This window comes from Zoogloea sp., assembly GCF_041911615.1.
Taxonomy (GTDB): Bacteria; Pseudomonadota; Gammaproteobacteria; order Burkholderiales; family Rhodocyclaceae; genus Zoogloea.
Genome location: NZ_JAYROR010000115.1, coordinates 17,866 through 37,182 on the forward strand (window position 1 = coordinate 17,866; position 19,317 = coordinate 37,182).

General features: G+C 66.2%; 16 protein-coding genes. 11 read left to right on the forward strand and 5 right to left on the reverse strand.

Annotation, left to right across the window (positions count from 1 at the left end):
* Positions 1 to 9: 9 nt before the first annotated feature.
* The 7 genes from murC to ACE3P2_RS14975 all read left to right on the forward strand — a co-directional run bounded on the left by murC (position 10) and on the right by ACE3P2_RS14975 (position 7,004).
* Positions 10 to 1,404 carry a UDP-N-acetylmuramate--L-alanine ligase gene (murC, locus tag ACE3P2_RS14945; protein ID WP_374265845.1) on the forward strand — a complete coding sequence of 465 codons (1,395 nt, stop codon included), beginning with the start codon at positions 10 to 12 and terminating at the stop codon, positions 1,402 to 1,404.
* 16 nt (positions 1,405 to 1,420) lie between these two features.
* Positions 1,421 to 2,335, forward strand: coding sequence for a D-alanine--D-alanine ligase (locus ACE3P2_RS14950; RefSeq protein ID WP_374265847.1), 915 nt, complete (start codon positions 1,421 to 1,423; stop codon positions 2,333 to 2,335).
* Positions 2,328 to 3,209: a cell division protein FtsQ/DivIB gene (locus tag ACE3P2_RS14955; RefSeq protein ID WP_374265849.1), complete on the forward strand. Its 882-nt coding sequence runs from the start codon at positions 2,328 to 2,330 to the stop codon at positions 3,207 to 3,209. Before ACE3P2_RS14950 ends, ACE3P2_RS14955 begins: the two co-directional genes overlap by 8 nt.
* Positions 3,209 to 4,438, forward strand: coding sequence for a cell division protein FtsA (ftsA, locus tag ACE3P2_RS14960; protein ID WP_374265851.1), 1,230 nt, complete (start codon positions 3,209 to 3,211; stop codon positions 4,436 to 4,438). Before ACE3P2_RS14955 ends, ftsA begins: the two co-directional genes overlap by 1 nt.
* A 153-nt stretch (positions 4,439 to 4,591) precedes the next feature.
* The gene (gene ftsZ / locus ACE3P2_RS14965; protein WP_374265853.1) at positions 4,592 to 5,728 is read left to right on the forward strand and encodes a cell division protein FtsZ; all 1,137 of its coding nucleotides are present in this window, start codon (positions 4,592 to 4,594) and stop codon (positions 5,726 to 5,728) included.
* Between the two features lie 160 nt (positions 5,729 to 5,888).
* Positions 5,889 to 6,806, forward strand: coding sequence for a UDP-3-O-acyl-N-acetylglucosamine deacetylase (gene lpxC, locus ACE3P2_RS14970; protein WP_374265855.1), 918 nt, complete (start codon positions 5,889 to 5,891; stop codon positions 6,804 to 6,806).
* Between the two features lie 9 nt (positions 6,807 to 6,815).
* Entirely contained in the window at positions 6,816 to 7,004 is a 189-nt protein-coding gene (locus ACE3P2_RS14975) for a hypothetical protein (RefSeq protein ID WP_374265857.1), read from the forward strand.
* Positions 7,005 to 7,059: 55 nt separating this feature from the next.
* On the opposite strand, the gene ACE3P2_RS14980 is transcribed toward ACE3P2_RS14975, so the two are convergent.
* On the reverse strand, positions 7,060 to 7,494 hold the full coding sequence (locus ACE3P2_RS14980) for a DciA family protein (RefSeq protein ID WP_374265859.1): 435 nt from the start codon (positions 7,492 to 7,494) through the stop codon (positions 7,060 to 7,062).
* Positions 7,495 to 7,638: 144 nt separating this feature from the next.
* On the opposite strand from ACE3P2_RS14980, the gene secA reads away from it, so the two are divergent.
* From secA to argJ, 3 genes are all read left to right on the forward strand, one after another.
* Complete coding sequence (gene secA / locus ACE3P2_RS14985) at positions 7,639 to 10,365, forward strand: preprotein translocase subunit SecA (protein ID WP_374265861.1); 2,727 nt, start codon at positions 7,639 to 7,641, stop codon at positions 10,363 to 10,365.
* A 240-nt stretch (positions 10,366 to 10,605) separates the two neighbouring features.
* On the forward strand, positions 10,606 to 11,976 hold the full coding sequence (locus ACE3P2_RS14990) for an HDOD domain-containing protein (RefSeq protein WP_374265863.1): 1,371 nt from the start codon (positions 10,606 to 10,608) through the stop codon (positions 11,974 to 11,976).
* Between the two features lie 79 nt (positions 11,977 to 12,055).
* Positions 12,056 to 13,294 carry a bifunctional glutamate N-acetyltransferase/amino-acid acetyltransferase ArgJ gene (gene argJ, locus ACE3P2_RS14995; RefSeq protein ID WP_374265865.1) on the forward strand — a complete coding sequence of 413 codons (1,239 nt, stop codon included), beginning with the start codon at positions 12,056 to 12,058 and terminating at the stop codon, positions 13,292 to 13,294.
* Between the two features lie 77 nt (positions 13,295 to 13,371).
* Here the strand turns inward: argJ and ACE3P2_RS15000 are convergent, their stop codons facing one another.
* Both ACE3P2_RS15000 and ACE3P2_RS15005 read right to left on the reverse strand, forming a co-directional pair.
* Positions 13,372 to 14,586 carry an ABC transporter permease gene (locus ACE3P2_RS15000; RefSeq protein ID WP_374265867.1) on the reverse strand — a complete coding sequence of 405 codons (1,215 nt, stop codon included), beginning with the start codon at positions 14,584 to 14,586 and terminating at the stop codon, positions 13,372 to 13,374.
* A 9-nt stretch (positions 14,587 to 14,595) separates the two neighbouring features.
* Positions 14,596 to 15,831: an ABC transporter permease gene (locus ACE3P2_RS15005; protein ID WP_374265869.1), complete on the reverse strand. Its 1,236-nt coding sequence runs from the start codon at positions 15,829 to 15,831 to the stop codon at positions 14,596 to 14,598.
* A gap of 326 nt (positions 15,832 to 16,157) precedes the next feature.
* Here ACE3P2_RS15005 and pepA point away from each other — a divergent pair, with 326 nt between their 5' ends.
* A complete protein-coding gene (gene pepA, locus ACE3P2_RS15010; RefSeq protein ID WP_374265871.1) occupies positions 16,158 to 17,027 on the forward strand; it encodes a flocculation-associated PEP-CTERM protein PepA in 870 nt (289 codons plus the stop codon).
* Positions 17,028 to 17,240: 213 nt separating this feature from the next.
* On the opposite strand, the gene ACE3P2_RS15015 is transcribed toward pepA, so the two are convergent.
* Both ACE3P2_RS15015 and ACE3P2_RS15020 read right to left on the reverse strand, forming a co-directional pair.
* Positions 17,241 to 18,026 (reverse strand): 2-oxo acid dehydrogenase subunit E2, encoded by a 786-nt coding sequence (locus ACE3P2_RS15015; RefSeq protein ID WP_374265873.1) that lies wholly within the window; start codon positions 18,024 to 18,026, stop codon positions 17,241 to 17,243.
* A gap of 48 nt (positions 18,027 to 18,074) precedes the next feature.
* Entirely contained in the window at positions 18,075 to 19,286 is a 1,212-nt protein-coding gene (locus tag ACE3P2_RS15020; protein ID WP_374265875.1) for a glycosyltransferase, read from the reverse strand.
* Positions 19,287 to 19,317 lie beyond the last annotated feature (31 nt).

Below are 19,317 nucleotides of genomic sequence, written 5' to 3' on the forward strand. Positions count from 1 at the left end.
GGAAACAACGTGAAGCATAAAGTCAAGAGCATCCACTTCGTCGGCATCGGCGGCGCCGGCATGAGCGGCATCGCCGAGGTGCTGGTCAACCTGGGCTACAAGGTCAGCGGGTCGGATCTGGGCGACAACGCCGCCACCCGTCGCCTGAAGGCGCTCGGCGCCCGGGTGATCCAGGGCCACGCCGCCGAGAACGTGGCCGACGCCGATGCCGTCGTCACCTCCACCGCCGTGAAGGGCGACAACCCCGAGGTGATCGCCGCCCGCGCCCGCCAGATCCCGGTGGTGCCCCGCGCCCAGATGCTGGCCGAGCTGATGCGCCTCAAGCAGGGCATCGCCATCGCCGGCACCCACGGCAAGACCACCACCACCTCGCTGGTCGCCAGCATCCTGGCCGAAGGCGGGCTCGATCCCACCTTCGTGATCGGCGGCAAGCTCAACGCCGCCGGCGCCAACGCGCGCCTGGGCAAGGGCGATTTCCTGGTGGCCGAGGCGGACGAATCCGACGCCTCCTTCCTGCTCCTCACGCCGGTGATCTCGGTCGTCACCAACATCGACGCCGACCACATGGAAACCTACGGGCACGATTTCGCCCGGCTTAAGCAGTCCTTCGTCGATTTTCTGCAGCATCTGCCCTTCTACGGCGTGGCGGTGCTGTGCGACGACGACAAGCACGTGCGTTCGATCATGCCGCTCGTCTCGAAGCAGATCGTCCGCTACGGCTTCTCCGAATCCGCCAACGTCCGCGCCGAGAACATCCACGCCGAAGAAGGCCGGATGGTCTTCGACGTGGTGCGCGTCAACGGCACCACCAGCCGCCTGAACATCGTGCTCAACCTGCCCGGCCGCCACAACGTGCTGAACGCCCTCGCGGCGATCGCCGTGGCCACCGAGGTGGGCGTCTCCGACGAGGCCATCGTCAAGGCCCTGGCCGAGTTCAAGGGCGTCGGGCGCCGCTTCCAGCGCTACGGCGAAGTGGCGCTGCCCGCCGGCGGCACCGCCACCGTCATCGACGACTACGGCCATCACCCGGTCGAGATGGCGGCGACCATCGCCGCCGCCCGCGGCGCCTTCCCCGACAAGCGCCTGGTGCTGGCCTTCCAGCCGCACCGCTTCACCCGCACGCGGGATTGTTTCGAGGATTTCGTGAAGGTCCTGTCGACGGTCGACGCGCTGCTGCTGGGCGAGGTCTACGCCGCCGGCGAGGCGCCCATCGTGGCCGCCGACGGCCGTTCGCTGGCCCGGGCCCTGCGCGTGGCGGGCAAGATCGAGCCGGTGTTCGTCGAGCACATTGAAGACATGCCGGGGGCGATCCTGTCCGCGGCGCAGGATGGCGACGTGGTGATCACCATGGGCGCCGGCAGCATCGGCGCCGTGCCGGGCAAATTGGTGAGTGGCGAGGTTTGAGAAGGTGGCGAGCGAAGTGACGAGCAAGTTCGGAAAAGTGGCGGTGCTCCTGGGCGGGACGTCCGCCGAGCGCGAGATTTCCCTGATGTCGGGCGGCGCCGTGCTGGCGGCCCTGCAGGCGGCGGGCGTCGATGCCCATGCCTTCGATCCGGCCGAAACCGACCTGCACATCCTCAAGGAGCAGGGCTTCGAGCGCGCCTTCATCGCGCTGCACGGCCGGGGCGGCGAGGACGGCACCGTCCAGGGCGCCCTCGAGCTGATGGGCATCCCCTACACCGGTAGCGGCGTGATGGCCTCGGCCATCGCCATGGACAAGTGGCGCACCAAGCTGGTGTGGCTGGCCTCCGGCCTGCCCACCCCGCGTTTCGCGATCCTCGACGCCGACACCGACTGGGACGCCGTGGTGGCCGACCTGGGCCTGCCGATCTTCGTGAAGCCGGCCCACGAGGGCTCCAGCATGGGCGCCACCAAGGTCACCGAGGCCGGCCAGCTGAAGGCCGCCTGGGCGCTGGCCGCCAAGTTCGACTCGCTGGTGCTGGCCGAAGAGTTCGTCACCGGCCAGGAGCTCACCGCGCCCTTCCTCGGCGAGCGTGCATTGCCGCTGGTGAAGATCGTCGCGCCGGGTGGTAACTACGACTACCAGAACAAGTACTTCACCGACGACACCCAGTATTTCTGCCCGAGCGGTCTGCCGGAGGCGCTTGAGAAGACCATCCAGGCCGCCATCGTGCGCTGCGCCAGGGTGCTCGGCTGCCGCGGCTGGGGGCGCGCCGATCTGATCCTGCGGGACGACGGCAGCTTCACCCTGCTCGAGATCAACACCGCGCCGGGCATGACCAACCACTCGCTGGTGCCCATGTCCGCCCGCGTCGCCGGCCTGTCCTTCGAAGCGCTGTGCCTCGAAATTCTCTCCGGAGCGCGCCTTGGCTGACGAACGCACCACCTCCAACGTCCCGCCCGAGCCCGGCGCCAAGCCGTCGGCCGGCAAGCGGTCGCGCGCGGCGCGGCCGGCGGCGGCGCGCGAAGGCGGTGGCAATGGGCTGTGGGATCGTCCCCAGCTGCTCAACCTGATTTCCGACGCCCTGCTGGTGGTCGGTGCGGCCGGGCTCGGCTACGCGGCGGTGGCCGCGTTGTCGCGGCTGCCGGTGTACCCGCTGCGCGAAGTGGTGGTGACGACGCCGCTCGCCCAGGTGACCACGGCCCAGCTTGAATACGCGGCGCGCTCGTCGCTGCGGGGTAACTTCTTCACCGTCGATCTCGACGACGTGCGCAGCGCCTTCGAAAAGCTGCCGTGGGTGCGCCGTGCCGACGTGCGCCGCAAGTGGCCGAGCGGCATCGAGGTGCGCCTCGAGGAACACGTGGCCTCGGCCTACTGGCGTGTCGGGGAAACCGGCGACATGCGCCTCGTGAATCGCTACGGCGAAGTCTTCACCGCCGCCAGCAACGCCAGGATGCCGATCTTCAGCGGGCCGGAAGGCTCGTCCGGGGTGTTGCTCGCGAAGTTCGACGAGTTCTCCGGCAAGCTCGGGCCCCTTGGCAAGCAACTGGTCGGCGTGTCCCTGTCGGCACGGGAGGCGTGGCAGTTGAAGATGGACGACGGTCTCACCATCGAACTGGGTCACGACCAGCCCAAGGCGCCCATCGACGAGCGCCTGGCCCGCTTCGTGGGCTACTACAGCAAGGCCAAGGCCCGACTGAACATGAACGTGGCGGTGGTCGACCTCCGCTACCCCAGTGGTTTTGCCCTCCGGCCGATTGCCTCCGCCGAGCCAACGGGCAAGCAAGACAGCAAAAAAGGGAAGTGATGAGCAAAGAATACAAGGAACTGATCGTCGGCCTCGACATCGGCACCTCGAAGATCACCTGCGTGGTCGCCGAGCTCAGGCCGGACGGCCGCATGGAGGTGGTCGGCCTCGGTTCGCAGCCCTCGTCGGGCCTCAAGAAAGGCGTCGTGGTCAATATCGAAGCCACCGTGGATGCCATTTCCAAGGTCATCCAGGAAGTCGAGCTGATGGCCGAGTGCAAGATCCGCGACGTCTACACCGGCATCGCCGGCAGCCACATCCGCAGTTTCAACTCCAATGGGATGGTGGCGATCAAGGACAAGGAAGTCTCGCCGCTCGATGTGGAGCGCGTCATCGAGACCGCCCGCGCCATGCCGCTGCCGGCCGACCAGCAGATCCTGCACATCCTGACCCAGGAATTCGTGATCGACGGCCAGGACGGCGTGCGCGAGCCCATTGGGATGAGCGGCGTGCGTCTCGAGGTGAAGGTGCACATCGTCACCGGCGCCGTGTCGGCCGCCCAGAACATCGTCAAGTGCGTGCGCCGCTGCGGCCTCGAAGTGCTCGATCTGGTGCTCCAGCCGCTGGCCTCCAGCTACGCCACCCTCTCGGAAGACGAGAAGGAACTGGGCGTGTGCCTGGTCGATGTGGGGGGGGGCACCACGGATCTCGCCGTGTTCACCCAGGGCGCGATCCGTCACACCGCGGTCATCCCCATCGCCGGCGACCAGGTGACCAACGACATCGCCGTCGCGCTGCGCACCCCGACCGCCGACGCCGAGGAAATCAAGATCCGCCACGGCGTGGCGATGCACACGCTGGCCGACGCCTCCGAGATGATCGAAGTGCCCGGCGTGGGCGATCGCCCGCCGCGCAAGCTGTCGCGCCAGGCCCTGGCCGACGTCATCGAGCCGCGCGTCTGCGAGCTCTACGAACTGGTCCAGGCCGAGCTGCGGCGCAGCGGCTACGAAGAACTGCTGTCCTCGGGCATCGTGCTCTCTGGTGGCGCCGCCGTGATGCAGGGCATGGTCGAGCTGGGCGAGGAAGTCTTCCACATGCCTGTGCGCATCGGCTATCCGAAGTACGACGGGCCCCTCGCCGAAGTGGTCTGCGAGCCGCGTTACGCCAACGCCATGGGGCTGGTGATGGAGGGCGCCGCCCAGAAGCGCCGCGGCATCCAGGCGCGCCAGACGCGCAACGTGGGTCAGGTTTTTTCGAGGATGCGCTCGTGGTTCGAGCGCAACTTCTGAGCGTGTTTCAGGGCTTTGTTACGGCCTGAAACAGAATGAACAGCGGCGTGCATCCGCACTGTATTTAGTTGTAAAATTTAAGGTTAATACTAAATACGGACCGGGTTGCACGTCGGCAATATCAAGTGCAGTTTCTCTTGGAGGCGAGTTTAAATGTTTGAAATTGTTGAAAAGGCATCCGGTGGCACCAGCATCAAGGTGATCGGTGTCGGCGGTGCGGGCGGCAATGCCGTGGATCACATGATCCGCGAGGGCGTGCAGGGCGTGGATTTCATCACCGCCAACACCGACGCCCAGGCCTTGTCGCGCTGCCTGGCGCCGACCAAGGTCCAGCTCGGCAAGAGCGGCCTCGGCGCCGGCTCCAAGCCGGAAGCCGGCCGTGCCGCGGCGCAGGAATCCCGTGACGCCATCGCGGCCGCCCTCGACGGCGCCCACATGTGCTTCATCACCGCCGGGATGGGCGGCGGCACCGGCACCGGCGCCGCGCCGGTGGTCGCCGAGATCGCCAAGGAAATGGGCATCCTGACCGTCGCCGTGGTCACCAAGCCTTTCGACTTCGAAAATCGCATCCGCGTCGCCGAAAGCGGTGTCGAGGAGCTCTCCAAGCAGGTCGATTCGCTGATCGTCGTGCTCAACGACAAGCTGCTCGAAGTCTACGGCGACGATGCCGGCTTCGAAGACTGCTTCCGCTCCGCCGACAACGTCCTGACCAGCGCCGTCGGCGGCATCGCCGAGATCATCAACGTGCCGGGCCTTGTCAACGTGGACTTCCAGGATGTGCGCACCGCGATGGCCGAGATGGGCCGCGCGATGATGGGGTCCGCCCAGGCTTCCGGTCTCGACCGCGCCCGTATCGCCGCCGAGCAGGCCGCCGTGTCGCCGCTGCTCGAAGGCACCGAACTGTCCGGCGCCCGCTGCGTGCTGGTGAATATCACCGCCAGTCGTTCGCTCAAGATGGCCGAAGTGCGCGACGCCGTGAAGACCGTTCAGGCCTTCGCCGCCAAGGAAGCCTTCGTCAAGTACGGCACCGTCTTCGACGAGAACATGGAAGACCGTATCCGTGTCACCGTGGTCGCCACCGGCCTCGGCGCCGTCCGTGCCGCGCAGATGCCGCGCAAGATCGAAGTGGTCCGCACCGGTACCGACAACGTCGGCATGGAAATCGATTACGGCAACCTCGAGCTGCCGGCGGTGATCCGTCGCACCTCGCGCACCACTGTCGAGGCGATGAGCGCCAACGGCATGTCCACGCTGGACATCCCGGCCTTCCTGCGCAAGCAGGCGGACTAAGTCGCACCCGGGCCGCTTCGGTGGCTCAGTCAGACGCGCAGCGGGAGGTCGCCTCCATCCGCTGCGCGTTTGTCGTTTGCGGGCAACACGGGGCGCCGCTTGCTGCGGTGCAGCACATGGCCTATGTTAAAATTCAGTTACTTGAATTCGAGTCCCGATCATGTTGAAGCAACGCACCCTGAAGACCATCGTGACCGCCACCGGCGTCGGGCTGCACAGCGGCAACAAGGTCACGCTCACTCTGCGTCCGGCCGCGCCGGATACCGGCGTGGTGTTCCATCGCGTCGATCTCGATCCGGTCGTCGATCTGCCTGCCGACCCCTATGCCGTCTGCGACACGCGGATGTGTTCAGGCCTGCAGCAAGGCAGCGCCAAGGTGAATACCGTCGAGCACCTCATGTCGGCCCTCGCCGGGCTGGGGGTGGATAACGTGCACATCGATGTGGACGCCGCAGAGATTCCGATTCTCGACGGCAGCGCCGGCCCCTTCGTGTTCCTGATCCAGTCCGCCGGCATCGAGGAGCAGAAGGCGCCCAAGCGTTTTCTGCGCGTCAAGAAGCCTGTCGAGTACAAGGAAGGCGACAAGTGGGTGCGTCTCGAGCCCTACGACGGCTTCAAGCTCAGCTTCTCCATCGTCTTCAATCACCCGGCCATCGACAGCACCGGCACCTCGGTCACCGTCGACTTCGCGGATCATTCCTACGTGCGCGAAGTCTCGCGGGCACGCACCTTCGGCTTCATGCAGGACGTGGAGTTCATGCGTGCCAACGGGCTGGGCCTCGGCGGCAGCCTCGACAACGCCATCGTGATGGACGAATACCGCGTGCTCAACGCCGACGGTCTGCGCTACGCCGACGAGTTCGTGAAGCACAAGGTGCTCGACGCGATCGGCGATCTCTACCTGGCCGGCCACTCGCTGCTGGCGTCCTACAGCGCCTACAAGGCTGGTCACGCTCTCAACAACCAGATCCTGCGCGTGCTGCTCGAAGACAGGACGGCCTGGGAGATCGTCACCTTCGAGGAAGACGCCTCCACGCCGCCGGCGGTTGCCCAGCTGTTCGACCTCGCCGTCGGCTGAGCGCCCGCCGTGTTGCTGCTGCGGGTTCTGGCGGTGCTGGTGGGAATCGGCATCGGTGTGTCCCTGTTCGCGTATTTCTTCACCCGCGAACCGCGCTACCTCGCGCTGGCCTGGAAGCTCTTCCGCTGGGCGCTGATCATGGCGCTGGTGTTCTTTGCGTTGCTGATCCTGGAGCGGGTGCTGGTGCCCTTCGTCTGAGCACGTCGCACGTATCCGATTCTCGGCGATCCCTCGGGCGATCGGCGCCCGTCGCTCAGCCCGTGCTCTTCACAAACCGCTTCAAGGCCTTGGCCAGCGGCGAATCCGCCGGCAGGCTCGCGGCCAGGTCGCCCAGGCCGGCGCGGGTGGTCTCGCTCACGTGGCGGGCTTCCACGGGGGGTGGAGCGGGGCGGTATTCCGGCACCGACACCTTCACCTTGATGTCGCGCAGCAGCACGCCCGCGCGGGCGAAATCGGCGAGCAGGGTCGGCACCGCCTGACGCAGCTTCACGGCCAGGCCGGCGCTCTCGACGTGGATTACCAGATCCTCGCCTTTCAGGTTGGCGACCTTGCAGACGTCGGCCATGTAGTCGGGAAGTAATTGCGCGAGCTGGCGTTGCAGGCGCATCAGGCGGCCGGCGTGGGCTTGCAGGCGGGCGAGGCTGTCGCCGCTGCCGAGGTAGGTGTCGATCGGGCTGGTGCTGGCCATGGGGGCTTGGAATCCGGAAAAGCGCCCCCATCGTAGGGGGATCGTTGCCGGCGGACAAGTGAGCGGCGCCTTGTCCTGCGTCACGGTCGTGTCCGGACGACATGATAGAATCCGCCCTTTGCCGCGTTTCCCCTTCCAAATCAAATGATCGCAGGCCTTCTCAAGAAAATTTTCGGCAGCCGCAACGACCGCCTGATCCGCCAGTACAGCCAGACGGTGCGCGCCATCAACGCCCTCGAGCCGAAGATCCAGGCCCTGACCGACGAGGAACTGCGCGGCAAGACGGACGAATTCCGTCAGCGTGTCGCCAACGGCGAGACCCTCGACGCGCTGCTGCCCGAAGCCTTCGCGGTGGTTCGCGAGGCCGGCAAGCGCGTCCATGGCATGCGTCATTTCGACATGCAGATGGTGGGCGGCATGGTGCTCCACGACGGCAAGATCGCCGAGATGCGCACCGGCGAAGGCAAGACGCTGACCGCCACGCTGCCGGTGTACCTCAACGCGCTGTCCGGCAAGGGCGTGCATGTCATCACCGTCAACGATTACCTGGCGAGCCGCGACTCCGACTGGATGGGGCGCATCTACCGCTTCCTGGGGCTGACGGTCGGCTGCAACCTGTCGCAGATGCCCCACGACCAGAAGAAGGCGGCTTACGCGGCGGACATCACCTACGGCACCAACAACGAATTCGGCTTCGACTACCTGCGCGACAACATGGTCTATGACCTGGCCGAGCGGGTCCAGCGCGGTCTCAACTACGCCATCGTCGACGAAGTGGATTCCATCCTCATCGACGAAGCCCGCACGCCGCTGATCATCTCCGGTCAGGCCGAGGACCACACCGAGCTCTACCTGCGCATGAACGCGGTGCCGCCGCTGCTCTCCCGCCAGGAAGGCGAAGGCGAGAACATCACCCAGCCGGGCGACTACACCGTCGATCTCAAGGCGCATTCGGTGCTGCTCACCGAGCAGGGCCACGAACACGCCGAGGAGGTGCTGACCAATCTCGGCCTGCTGGCCGAGGGGGCGAGCCTCTACGACCCGAGCAACATCCTGCTGATCCATCACCTCTACGCCGCGCTGCGCGCCCACGCGCTGTACCACAAGGACCAGCATTACGTGGTGCAGAACGGCGAAGTGGTGATCGTCGACGAATTCACCGGCCGCCTGATGGCCGGCCGCCGCTGGTCCGAGGGCCTGCACCAGGCTGTCGAGGCCAAGGAAGGCGTGAAGATCCAGGCCGAAAACCAGACGCTCGCCTCGATCACCTTCCAGAACTACTTCCGCATGTACGGCAAGCTCGCCGGCATGACCGGCACCGCCGACACCGAAGCCTACGAGTTCCACCAGATCTACGGCCTCGAAACCGTCGTCGTGCCCACCTCCCGTCCGATGATCCGCAAGGATCAGAATGACAAGGTGTATCGCACGATGAAGGAGAAGCACGACGCGATCATCGCCGACATCCAGGACTGCGTGCAGCGCGGCCAGCCGGTGTTGGTGGGCACCACCTCGATCGAGAACTCGGAGCTGCTGTCCGACCTGTTGGCCCGCGCGAAGCTGCCCCACAACGTGCTCAACGCCAAGCAGCACGCCCGTGAGGCCGAGATCGTGGCCGAAGCCGGTCGTCCCGGCGTGATCACCATCGCCACCAACATGGCCGGCCGCGGTACCGACATCGTGCTGGGTGGCAACGTCGAGAAGCCGATCGCCCTGATCCGCGAGGACGAGAGCCTGTCCGACGCCGAGAAGGAAGCGCAGATTACCCAGCTGCGCGACGAGTGGAAGGTGCGCCACGAGAAGGTGCTGCAGGCCGGTGGCCTGAAGATCATCGGCACCGAGCGTCACGAATCCCGCCGCATCGACAACCAGCTGCGCGGCCGTTCCGGCCGTCAGGGTGACCCGGGCGAGAGCCGCTTCTACCTGTCGCTCGAAGATCCGTTGATGAAGATCTTCGCCGGCGAGCGTCTCAACGCGATCATGGTCCGCCTCAAGATGCCCGAGGGCGAAGCCATTGAGGCCGGCATGGTCACCCGCTCGCTGGAAACCGCCCAGCGCAAGGTCGAGCAGCGCAACTTCGACATCCGCAAGCAATTGCTCGAGTACGACGACGTCTCCAACGATCAGCGCAAGGTCATCTACCAGCAGCGCAACGAGCTGCTCGAGACCGACGACATCTCCGAGACCATCGCCGCGATGCGCGAAGGCGTGCTGCACGACCTGTTCCGCATCTACGTGCCGGTTGATTCGGTCGAGGAGCAGTGGGACATCCCTGGCCTCGAACTGGCCCTGGAGTCCGACTACCAGCTCAAGCTGCCGGTGGGCGAATGGATCAAGGCAGAGCCGAATATCAGCGACGACGACATCCTGCGTCGCGTGCTGGAAGCCGGCGCCCAGGCCTACGCCGACAAGGTGGCGCTGGTCGATGCGTCAGCCTGGCACGGCTTCGAGCGCAACGTCATGCTGCAGAGCCTCGACACCCACTGGCGCGAGCACCTGTCTGCCCTCGATCACCTGCGTCAGGGCATCCACCTGCGCGGCTACGCCCAGAAGAACCCGAAGCAGGAATACAAACGCGAAGCCTTCGAGCTGTTCGAGAGCCTGCTCCAGATCGTCCGGACCGAAGTCACCAAGCTGTTGATGACGGTCCAGATCCGTTCCGAGTCGCAGCTCGAGGAGGCCGAGGTGCAGCCCGAGCTGGAAAACGTGCAATACCACCACGCCGACTACGACGAAGCCCTGGCGACCGCCAATCCGGATCGGGATGGCGCCCAGCCCGAGGTCAACGCCGGTCCGCGCGTCGGCCGCAACGATCCGTGCCCTTGCGGCTCCGGCAAGAAGTACAAGCACTGTCACGGCAAGCTCTCCTGAAAAACGGCTAGCCGGGCCGGGGGCGCTCCTGTGGCTCCGGCTTGGACCCGATCCCGGCGATGGCGCAGCCCGTTACGGGGTGCGGCGAGCGTCGACAAGGCCCGCTTTCGAGCGGGCCTTGTTCGTTGACGGCGCCTCAAGCCGCAACGTCGCCTGCCGTTATCCGCTCGCATGAGCCAGACAAACCCATCGCCCCCTTTGGGGCTCACCGATTGGATAGCGCGCATCCGTGGGCGGGAGATGCCGGTCTTCGCGCGCACCGTCGAGGCGCTGCGGCGCATCGTCGGCGATGAACGGGCCTCGGCGTCGGCCCTGGCGCAGGTGATCCTGAAGGACGCCCCGATGACCACCAAGGTGCTTCGGCTGGCCAATAGTGCGTTTTTCAACCACTCGCACCAGGGCGTGAGCACGGTGTCGCGGGCCATCGTGGTGCTCGGTTTCGACCCGGTCGCGCAGCTCGCGCTGTCGGTCTCGCTGATCGATTCGCTGCTCTCGGGCGGCGTGCGCAGTCGCATCCACCGTGAAATGGCGCGCAGCTTCCATGCCGCGGTGCAGGCCCGCTGGGCGATCCGCCGACGTGGCGAGCCGCAGGGCGAGGAGGTGTTCATCGCCGCTTTGCTGTCGCGAGTCGGCGAGATGGCGTTCTGGTGTTTTGGCGGCGAGCAGGCGCGGGCGCTCGAGCGCTGCCTGAGCCACGATCGGATGCGCGAGGAGGAGGCGCAGCAGGTCGTTCTCGGCTTTTCGCTGTGCCACCTGTCGGCGGGCTTGGTCCGGGAATGGAAGCTCGGCAGCCTGGCTGCCGCGGCCATCGAGGGTGATGCGCGCAGTCGCGGGCCCGAGCGGGCCGTCGAACTGGGGCATCGCCTCGCCCGCGCGGCGGAAGAGGGCTGGGATTCGCAGGCGGCCCGGCGCGCCCTGCGGGAAACGGCCGATTACCTCGGGCTGTCGGTGGCCTCGATTCACCCCGAGATCGTCGCCAACGCCGGGGAAGCGGCCCGGGTGGCGGCTTTCTTTGGCGCCCCAGAGGCCGGGCGCATCATTCCCCAGGGCGAGGCGGCGCCCCCCGAACCCGAGGTGCCCGCGTTGCCCGCGGCGCCCGATGCGGCGCTTCAATTGCGCATTCTGCAGGATCTCGCGGCGATGACCCTAAGCCGGGCCGCCGTCGCCGACATCCTCCAACTGGTGGCCGAAGGCGTGCTGCGCGGCGTCGGCTGCGACCGGGTGGTGATCGCCCTGCTCAGCCCCGACCGGCTGCATCTGCGCGGCAAGGTGGCCCTCGGGCACGGCAGCGAGGCCTTGTGCGCACGCTTCGCGTTGGCGATGGAGGGCGATCCGGACGACGTGGTGGACGCGGCGATCGACAGCGGCACCGGCTGCTGGATCAATGCCGCGCGGGCCGAACTCCCGGGTACCGAGCGTCTGCAGCAGCTCACCGCCAGCGAGGAGGGCTTCATCGCCCCGTTCGGCAGCGCGAGCCGGGCGATCGGCGTGGTGTATGCCGATCGGGCTGGACGTCCTCTCGATGCCGAGAGCTGGCGCGCCGTCCAGCATTTCGCGCTGCAGGCCAGCCTGGCGGTGAGTCTGAGCGCAACCGATATCGGCGCCCCTTGATGTGTGACTGACGCTGTCACGACTCCCGGATTATCATGGCGTTCTTTTGCCAATCGGCGCCTGTTCCTGGAGTCAAGCCATGCCTGTCCTGCTTTCCCCCCCCGATGCCGCAGCCCTGTTTCCCGTTCCCGGTGTTCGCCTCGGCGTCACCGAGGCCGGCGTGCGCAAGGCCAACCGCAAGGATCTCACGCTGATCGAGCTGGCCCCGGGGGCGCGCGTGGCGGGGGTGTTCACCCAGAACCGTTTCTGTGCTGCGCCGGTGCAGGTCTGCAAGGCCCACCTGCCGGCTGGTGGGATTCGCGCGCTGGTGATCAATACCGGCGTGGCCAATGCGGGCACGGGCGAGCCCGGGCTCGCCGCGGCTCGCGCCACCTGTGAGGCGGTTGCCGGCCAGCTCGGCATCGAGGCCGCCCAGGTGCTGCCGTTCTCGACGGGTGTGATCCTCGAGCCGTTGCCGGTCGAGCGCATCGTTGCCGGTCTGCCCGCCGCCAAGGCTGCGCTCAAGGCCGACGGCTGGTTCGATGCCGCCCACGGCATCATGACCACCGATACCGTCGCCAAGGCCGTGTCGCGTCAGGTGCAGATCGGTGGCAAGACGGTCACGTTCACCGGCATCTCCAAGGGCGCCGGCATGATCAAGCCGAACATGGCGACCATGCTGGGCTTCCTCGCCACCGACGCCGATGTGGCTCAGCCGGTGCTCGACGCCCTGCTGAAGGAAGTGGCCGACCTGAGCTTCAACAGCATTACCGTCGATGGCGACACCTCGACCAACGACAGCTACATCCTGATCGCCACGGGTCAGGCCGGCAACGCGACCATCGCGGATACCGCCTCGGCCGACTACGCGGCGTTCCGCGAGGCAGTGCTGGCGGTGTCGATCCAGCTCGCCCAGGCCATCGTGCGCGACGGCGAAGGCGCCACCAAGTTCATCACCCTGCAGATCGAAGGCGGCAAGAGCCGCGAGGAGTGCCGCAAGGTGGGCTATGCCATCGGTCATTCTCCGCTGGTCAAGACCGCCTTCTTCGCCTCCGACCCCAATCTCGGGCGCATCCTGGCCGCCATCGGCTACGCCGGTATCGACGACCTGGACGTGTCGGCGCTGCGCGTCTGGCTCGGCAGTAACGGCGAAGAAGTGCTGGTGGCCGAGCGGGGCGGGCGTGCGGAGAGCTACCGGGAGGAGGCCGGGGCGCGAGTGATGGCGGCGGCGGAGATTACCGTGCGGGTCGACCTGGCCCGCGGCAACGTGGCAGCCACGCTGTGGAGCTGCGATTTCTCGTACGATTACGTCAAGATCAACGCCGACTATCGCTCCTGAATGGCCGGGGCGCCTGGCGTCCAGTAAAAAAAAGCGCCCTGCTGGAGGGCGCTTTTTTTGTCGAGCGTCCGCGGGGGTCAGATGTTCTGGCGCAGGGCGTCCACCACCTGTACCCGGGTGACCCGGTAGGCCGGCAGGAGGGACGCCAGCACCGTCGCGATGAAGCCGACGAAGGCCGAGCTGATCAGCGTGAAGCTCTCGAGCCGGATGTAAGCCGTGTAGCCCACGTTGGCGTTGGGCGGCGGGGGCATCGGAATGCCGATGGCGGAAATCCCGAGCGCGGCCAGCACCCCGACGATCAGGCCCAGCAGTGCGCCGGCAAAGCCGATGATGGTGCTCTCCACGACGATCAGGCGGATCACGTCGCGGCTGCGATTGCCCAGCGCGAACATCGTGCCGAACTCGCCCTGACGCTCGAAGACGCTCATGTTCACGCTGTTGGTGACCGACAGCAGCACCATCACCAGAATGATGAACTGCAGCACGCCGAACTGCCGGTCGTAGAGCTGGACCGTCTTGTCGTAGAAGTCGGACAGCGAATGCCAGCTGCGGACGTCGTACTCCGACCCCTGGAACTGCGGTTCCAGGGCGGCCACCACGGCATCGGTGTCCTCGGTCTTGCGCAGGGCCACGACCATCACGTTGGCGCCCTGGGTCTGCAGCAGTTCCTGGGCGGCCGCCAGCGGGATGCGCACGGCGCGTGCGTCGAAATCCTTCGAAAAGCTCTGGAAGATGCCGACGACCTCGAAGTCCAGGGTGTTGGTCGCGCCTTCGGTGGCGGTCAGGACCAGCGTCACCCGGTCGCCCGGACGCAGCCCGAGGGTCTTCGCGACGCCCTGGCCGAGGAGGATGCCCTCGGTGTCCTTGTTCGACAGATGGCGTCCTTCGGTGATCATGATGAAGGTGCCGAGCTTGGTTTCCTTGTCCGGCTCGACGCCTTCGCCGATGATCGCAAGGTCGCGTCGGCCGTTGTTCAGCAGGCCCGAAAAGTAGATCCGCCCCATCACGCTATCGACCGCGGGATTGGCGCTGACCTTCCGGGCCAGGGCGTCGGGTTTGTCGATCAGGAAGCGCTCCGGAGAGCGCGCGCCTTTCTCGAGAAAGCCCTTCTTGAACAACTGGATGTGCCCGGTCTGGGAGTGGATGATGACCTCCCCGAGCTGGACGTAGGTGTCCTTGACGAAGCCCCCGGCAAGGATCAGGCCCATCACGCCGAAGATGATCGCCGCGAGGGTCATCGCGGTGCGGACTTTCTGTCGCAGGACGTTACGCAGCGCAAGCTGGAAAAGCATGTTCGGGCCTCAACGTTGGTGACGCAGGGCGTCGACGATGTTCATCCGGGACGCCTTCCAGGCGGGGAAGATGCTGGCCAGCACGGTGGTGCCGAACGCGAGCAGGAAGCCTTCGCCGACGATGGCCAGCGTGATGTGGATCTGCCCGTCGAAACCGCGGGTCATGCCCGGCGGTGGTGGCATCGGGATGCCGATGTGGGTGATCACCTGGGCGATGAGGGTGCCCAGGGCGGTTCCGATCACGCCGCCGATGCAGCCGAGGATTGCGCCTTCCAGCACGAACAGGCGCAGCACGCTGTGGCGGCGCCCGCCCAGCGCCATGATCGTGCCGATCTCGCCGGTGCGTTCGATGACCGCCATCGACAGCGTGTTGCTGATCGACAGCACGATGATCAGCGCGATGAGGATTTCGACGCCGCCGACCTGGGTCGACAGCAGCTTGACCGTCTTCTTGTAGAAATCCGCCAGGTCGTGCCAGGGAATGAACTGGACGTCCTTGCGGTTGGCGCGGGCGGATTCTCGGGCGATGAATTCGTCGGTGCGGTCGGTATGGTCGAGCAGCAGTACCCAGCTGGTCGCGCCGCTGACCCGGGATAGCTGGCGCGCCACCCCGATGGGCGCCCGCAGGTAAGCGTCGTCGTACGCCTTGGTTGCGGTCATGAAGATGCCGCGGATCTTGCACTCGACGCCGCTGAGGCCGCCCTTGGGCGTCGATGCCAGCATCACCACGGTGTCGCCGACTTTGGCGCCGAGGTTGGCCGCCAGGCCTTCGCCGACGACGATCCCGTTGGGGTCGGATGCGTCCAGCGGGGCGCCTTCGAGGATCACCAGGTAGCGGCTGAGGTCGTGTTCCTTGTCGGGGTCGACCCCTTCGCCGGAAAACGAGATCGTCGAGTCGTCATGGCTGATGAGGCCGGTGAAGATCAGGCGCGGGGCGACGGCGAGGACGCCTTCGGCCTGGCTGAGGGTGCTGAACAGCGGATCGTCGCTGGGCAGCAGGTAGCGGTACGGGTCGGCGATCCCCTTCTCGAAGAACTCGGGGCGCACCACCTGGACGTGGCCGAGCTGGGCCCGGATCGTCGACTCCCGCATGCTGTCGAAGATCCACTGGATGAAGCCGCCGGCCATCATGTAGGCAATCACGCCGCCGGCAATGATCACCAGCGCAAAGAGCGAGCGTCGCCCCTGGCGCATGACATTGCGCAGCGCCAGTGTCGCGTCTCTACGGTAGAGGTCGAAAGGCATGGTGGACTGTCGGATTCCGGGAAGTTGCGGGGCAGAAGACCGTGTATGGTCGCCTGTAAATCCCGCCCGGGCAAGTCGTCGTGATGATGTTGGCGTCGGCGCGGACGCATCCGTGAGAACGTCGACGACCGGCCTGTCCGCAGGTGGCGCGGCGCAAGTGTCGGAGAATTTTACAATTGGTTTTACACGCCGCGTCGTAAGGTTGGATTTCGTTGCTAAGAGTATGAATTTAAAGAAAGTGAAAATTTCTGGCACGTGGTTTGCTTAGTCTCAGCGTGCGGGCTGCTGAACCGTGTCAAACAACATCTCAAGTAAAGGATTAGCTCATGTTCAAGAAACAAATCGCCAAGACCGTTGCTCTCGGTCTCATCGCTCTGGCCGCCGGTGCGGCTAACGCCGGCGTCTCCTACAACCTGGCCGTGGGCGGCGCCATCGGTAACGTCGCTTTCGACGATTTCGACTGGGCTGACAACGGCGCTGCCTGGGTGAACAACTTCCAAGGCGGCGTTGGCCCGACCCTGGGCATCGGCAGCTCCTTCGACCTGTACTACATCGCGAAGGCTTCCGCCGTCACCAACCTCGGCAACACCACCCTGAGCTTCATCGGCCAGAACGTGACCGACGGCACCTCCCTGCAGAAGGGCGAGCTGACCATCTTCGCGCACATCACCGAGACCATCACCAACGTCGGCGTGAACGCGTCCGGCAAGGCCTACGCTGACTTCGTGGTCACCGGTGGCCGTTGGGACATCTACCTGGATTCCGCTGCCAACGCCAGCCTGGTGACCGGCACCGGCTTCCAAGACGGCGCCCGCATCCTCGGCGGTGTCTTCGTGACCAACGTGGCCGGCACCTTCACCAACCTGAACGGCACCCCGGGCACCGTTGGCGCCGACGGCTCCGGCTCCAACTCCCTGAAGGGCGTTGTTGACTACACCGACCTGGCCTACATCACCCCGGACATGACCGGCAACGGCACCATCGCCACCACCACCCTGCAGTACGGCCTGACCGCCGGCTCGTGGGTTCGCCCGACCGGCTTCGAAGGTCTGGCTGGCTACCCGGCTTCCGACAGCCCGGCTTCCTTCACCCTGCGTGCTGACGCCAACCAGAACTTCGTTCCGGAGCCCACCTCCATGGCTCTGCTGGGCCTCGGCTTCGCTGCCCTGAGCGGCATCCGTCGTCGCAAGGCTTAATTGCCTTGATGTAAGGCAGGCCGATCTCCGGATCGGCCTGTGCCTTGCAGCCGAAACCCCAGTGCCCCTGCCTGTCAGGGTCGCTGGGGTTTTTGTTTGTTGGCGGGATTTCTGACAGCACGCCGAAGTGCCGGCGCACCACGGTGTCGCCGTTGGCCACGCCGCCGCGCCCGCGCGCTGACGGTGCGCGGGCGGACCGTAAGTCGCAGAGGCTCAGAGCGTCGTCTCGGCGTTTTCGATGGTGTCGGCGATGGTCCGGAAGAAGCGGGCCGCCGGCGCGCCGCCCATCAGTCGGCGGTCAAAGCTCATGATCAGGGTCATCGTCGGGCGAATCTCGACCTTGCCGTCGATGGCGACAGGCCGGTCCTTGACCAGCCCGAACGAGATCCCGATCGGCCACGGCCAGTTCCCGACCAGCATGTCCACCCCGTACTTGGCGGGGGAGGACACCATCACTGCGCCGCCCCGGTGCTCGATCCACAGGCTGGGCAGGACCCGCGGAAACTTCAGGATGGTGCGGGCCAGCGGTGCGGGGACGCCATGCACGATCTTCTTGAGCAGTGACCAGCGTTCGCCATGGGGGCCTTGGGCCTTGGCGAGGCGCTGCAATTCGTTGGTGAGGGCGACCAGATCGAGGGTGTCGGTATTGCGCACCGTGCCGGCATAGACCGCCTGTTCGGTGCCGGGCTCGTCGCGCTCGACGGCGACCGTGATGTGGATGTTGTTAAGCTGCACGATCCGCCGGAAGAACGGCCACTCGACGGTCATCCGGTTGGCGTAGGGCAACTGCTTCAGCGTCAGGGCGACCGCGCGGGTGACGAGCGCTGTGTACGAGGGCTTGACCCCGTGCTCGACGCCGATGGCCGAGCGCAGGCGCACGCACTGGCTCATGTCGATCTGGCTCAGCATGGCGACCTTGTTGTCGCCACGGTTCTCGACGTTCATTCCCCCGATCACTTCGAAGAAGCGGTTGCGGGGAAGCAGGGAGTATTCGTCCATGGGCGTGTTCTCGATGAAGTGTTGTGTGGGGAACGTCGCCGCAGCGCGTCAGGCTGCCGGCGTGCCGGTCAGTCCGGCGAGTGCTGCTTCCAGGCGTGTCTGGGGGGTGTATCGCCGGAATACGTCCGCCACCCATTCGGCGGCGCGCTTGAAGCCGGGCTCGGTCAGCAGTCGGCGAACCGCGTCGACGGGCGCCTGACTGTCGAGCGCGCGGTTCCGCAGGGTCAGCCCGGCGCCGATGTTTTCTACATAGTACATGTTCAGGTATTGATCCAGATTGCCGGGAATGCCGAGCACCGGGATGCCGAGCGCCAGCGCCTGGGAAGACGTGGGGCTACCTCCGTTGCATACCACGGCTGCGGCGCGCGCGGCGACGGTCGCGCCTGGAAGGTAATCGGCCGCGTGGATGTGTTCTGAAGCAGGCAATCGGGCGTTGCCGGCGGTGGCGACGACGACCTCGACGTCGAGGGCCGCCAGTCGCTCGAGGAGGGGGCCGAGCAGGCGGCCGTCGCCGGAGCTTCCGAGGGTCACGTAGATCAGCGGCCGTTCAGTGGGCAGGGTGTGCCACCAGTCCGGCAGGGGAACGTCCGGCGACCAGTTTATGGGGCCGAGGAAATGGCTGCCTGGCGGTGCGCTGTCGAGGCGGTAGGTTTCGGCTGCGTCGCTGAAGAGCACCAGGTCGGCATCGGTGTAGACCCGGCGCAGATCGTTGCCCAGCGTGGGCAGGCCGTAGTGGCGCCGCAGGGCATTCAACGGACGGCAGTGGTAGGCGAAGGCGGCAGGGCGTGCCAGATCGAACAGGAACTGGGACACCGTCACGCCCAGGAAGCGGACCATCGGCAGGTCGGGGACGATGAAGCGCGGCGCAAGGCCGGGGCTCCAGTAGGCGTTGGTGATCGTGGCGTAAGGCACCCCCTGTCGCCGTGCCGATGCGGAGAGGGAGAGGCGGAAGTCGCCGATGACGAGGTCGGGGCGGTAACGGGCGAGCAGGGCTTCGTCTTCCTCGGCGAAGCGTTTCAGGGTTTCGAAGTCGAAAACGGGCTTGCCCTTGGCGAGGTTGTCGATGAAGCGGGCCTTGCCGGTGTTGGTGAGGGTGTGGGTGCGGCCCGGGAACCTGGTGAGGAAACGGGCGGATTCGGCGGAGGCGGCGAGGGTGACGTCATGGCCGGCAGCGTGCAGGTAGCCGGCGAGCTGGAGCGGTCGCCCGAGATGCGCGAGAGTGACGTCATGCGCCATGAGAAGGATTTTCTTGGGTGACATGACGAAGTCCTCGATGGCCGCGGGTAGCGCG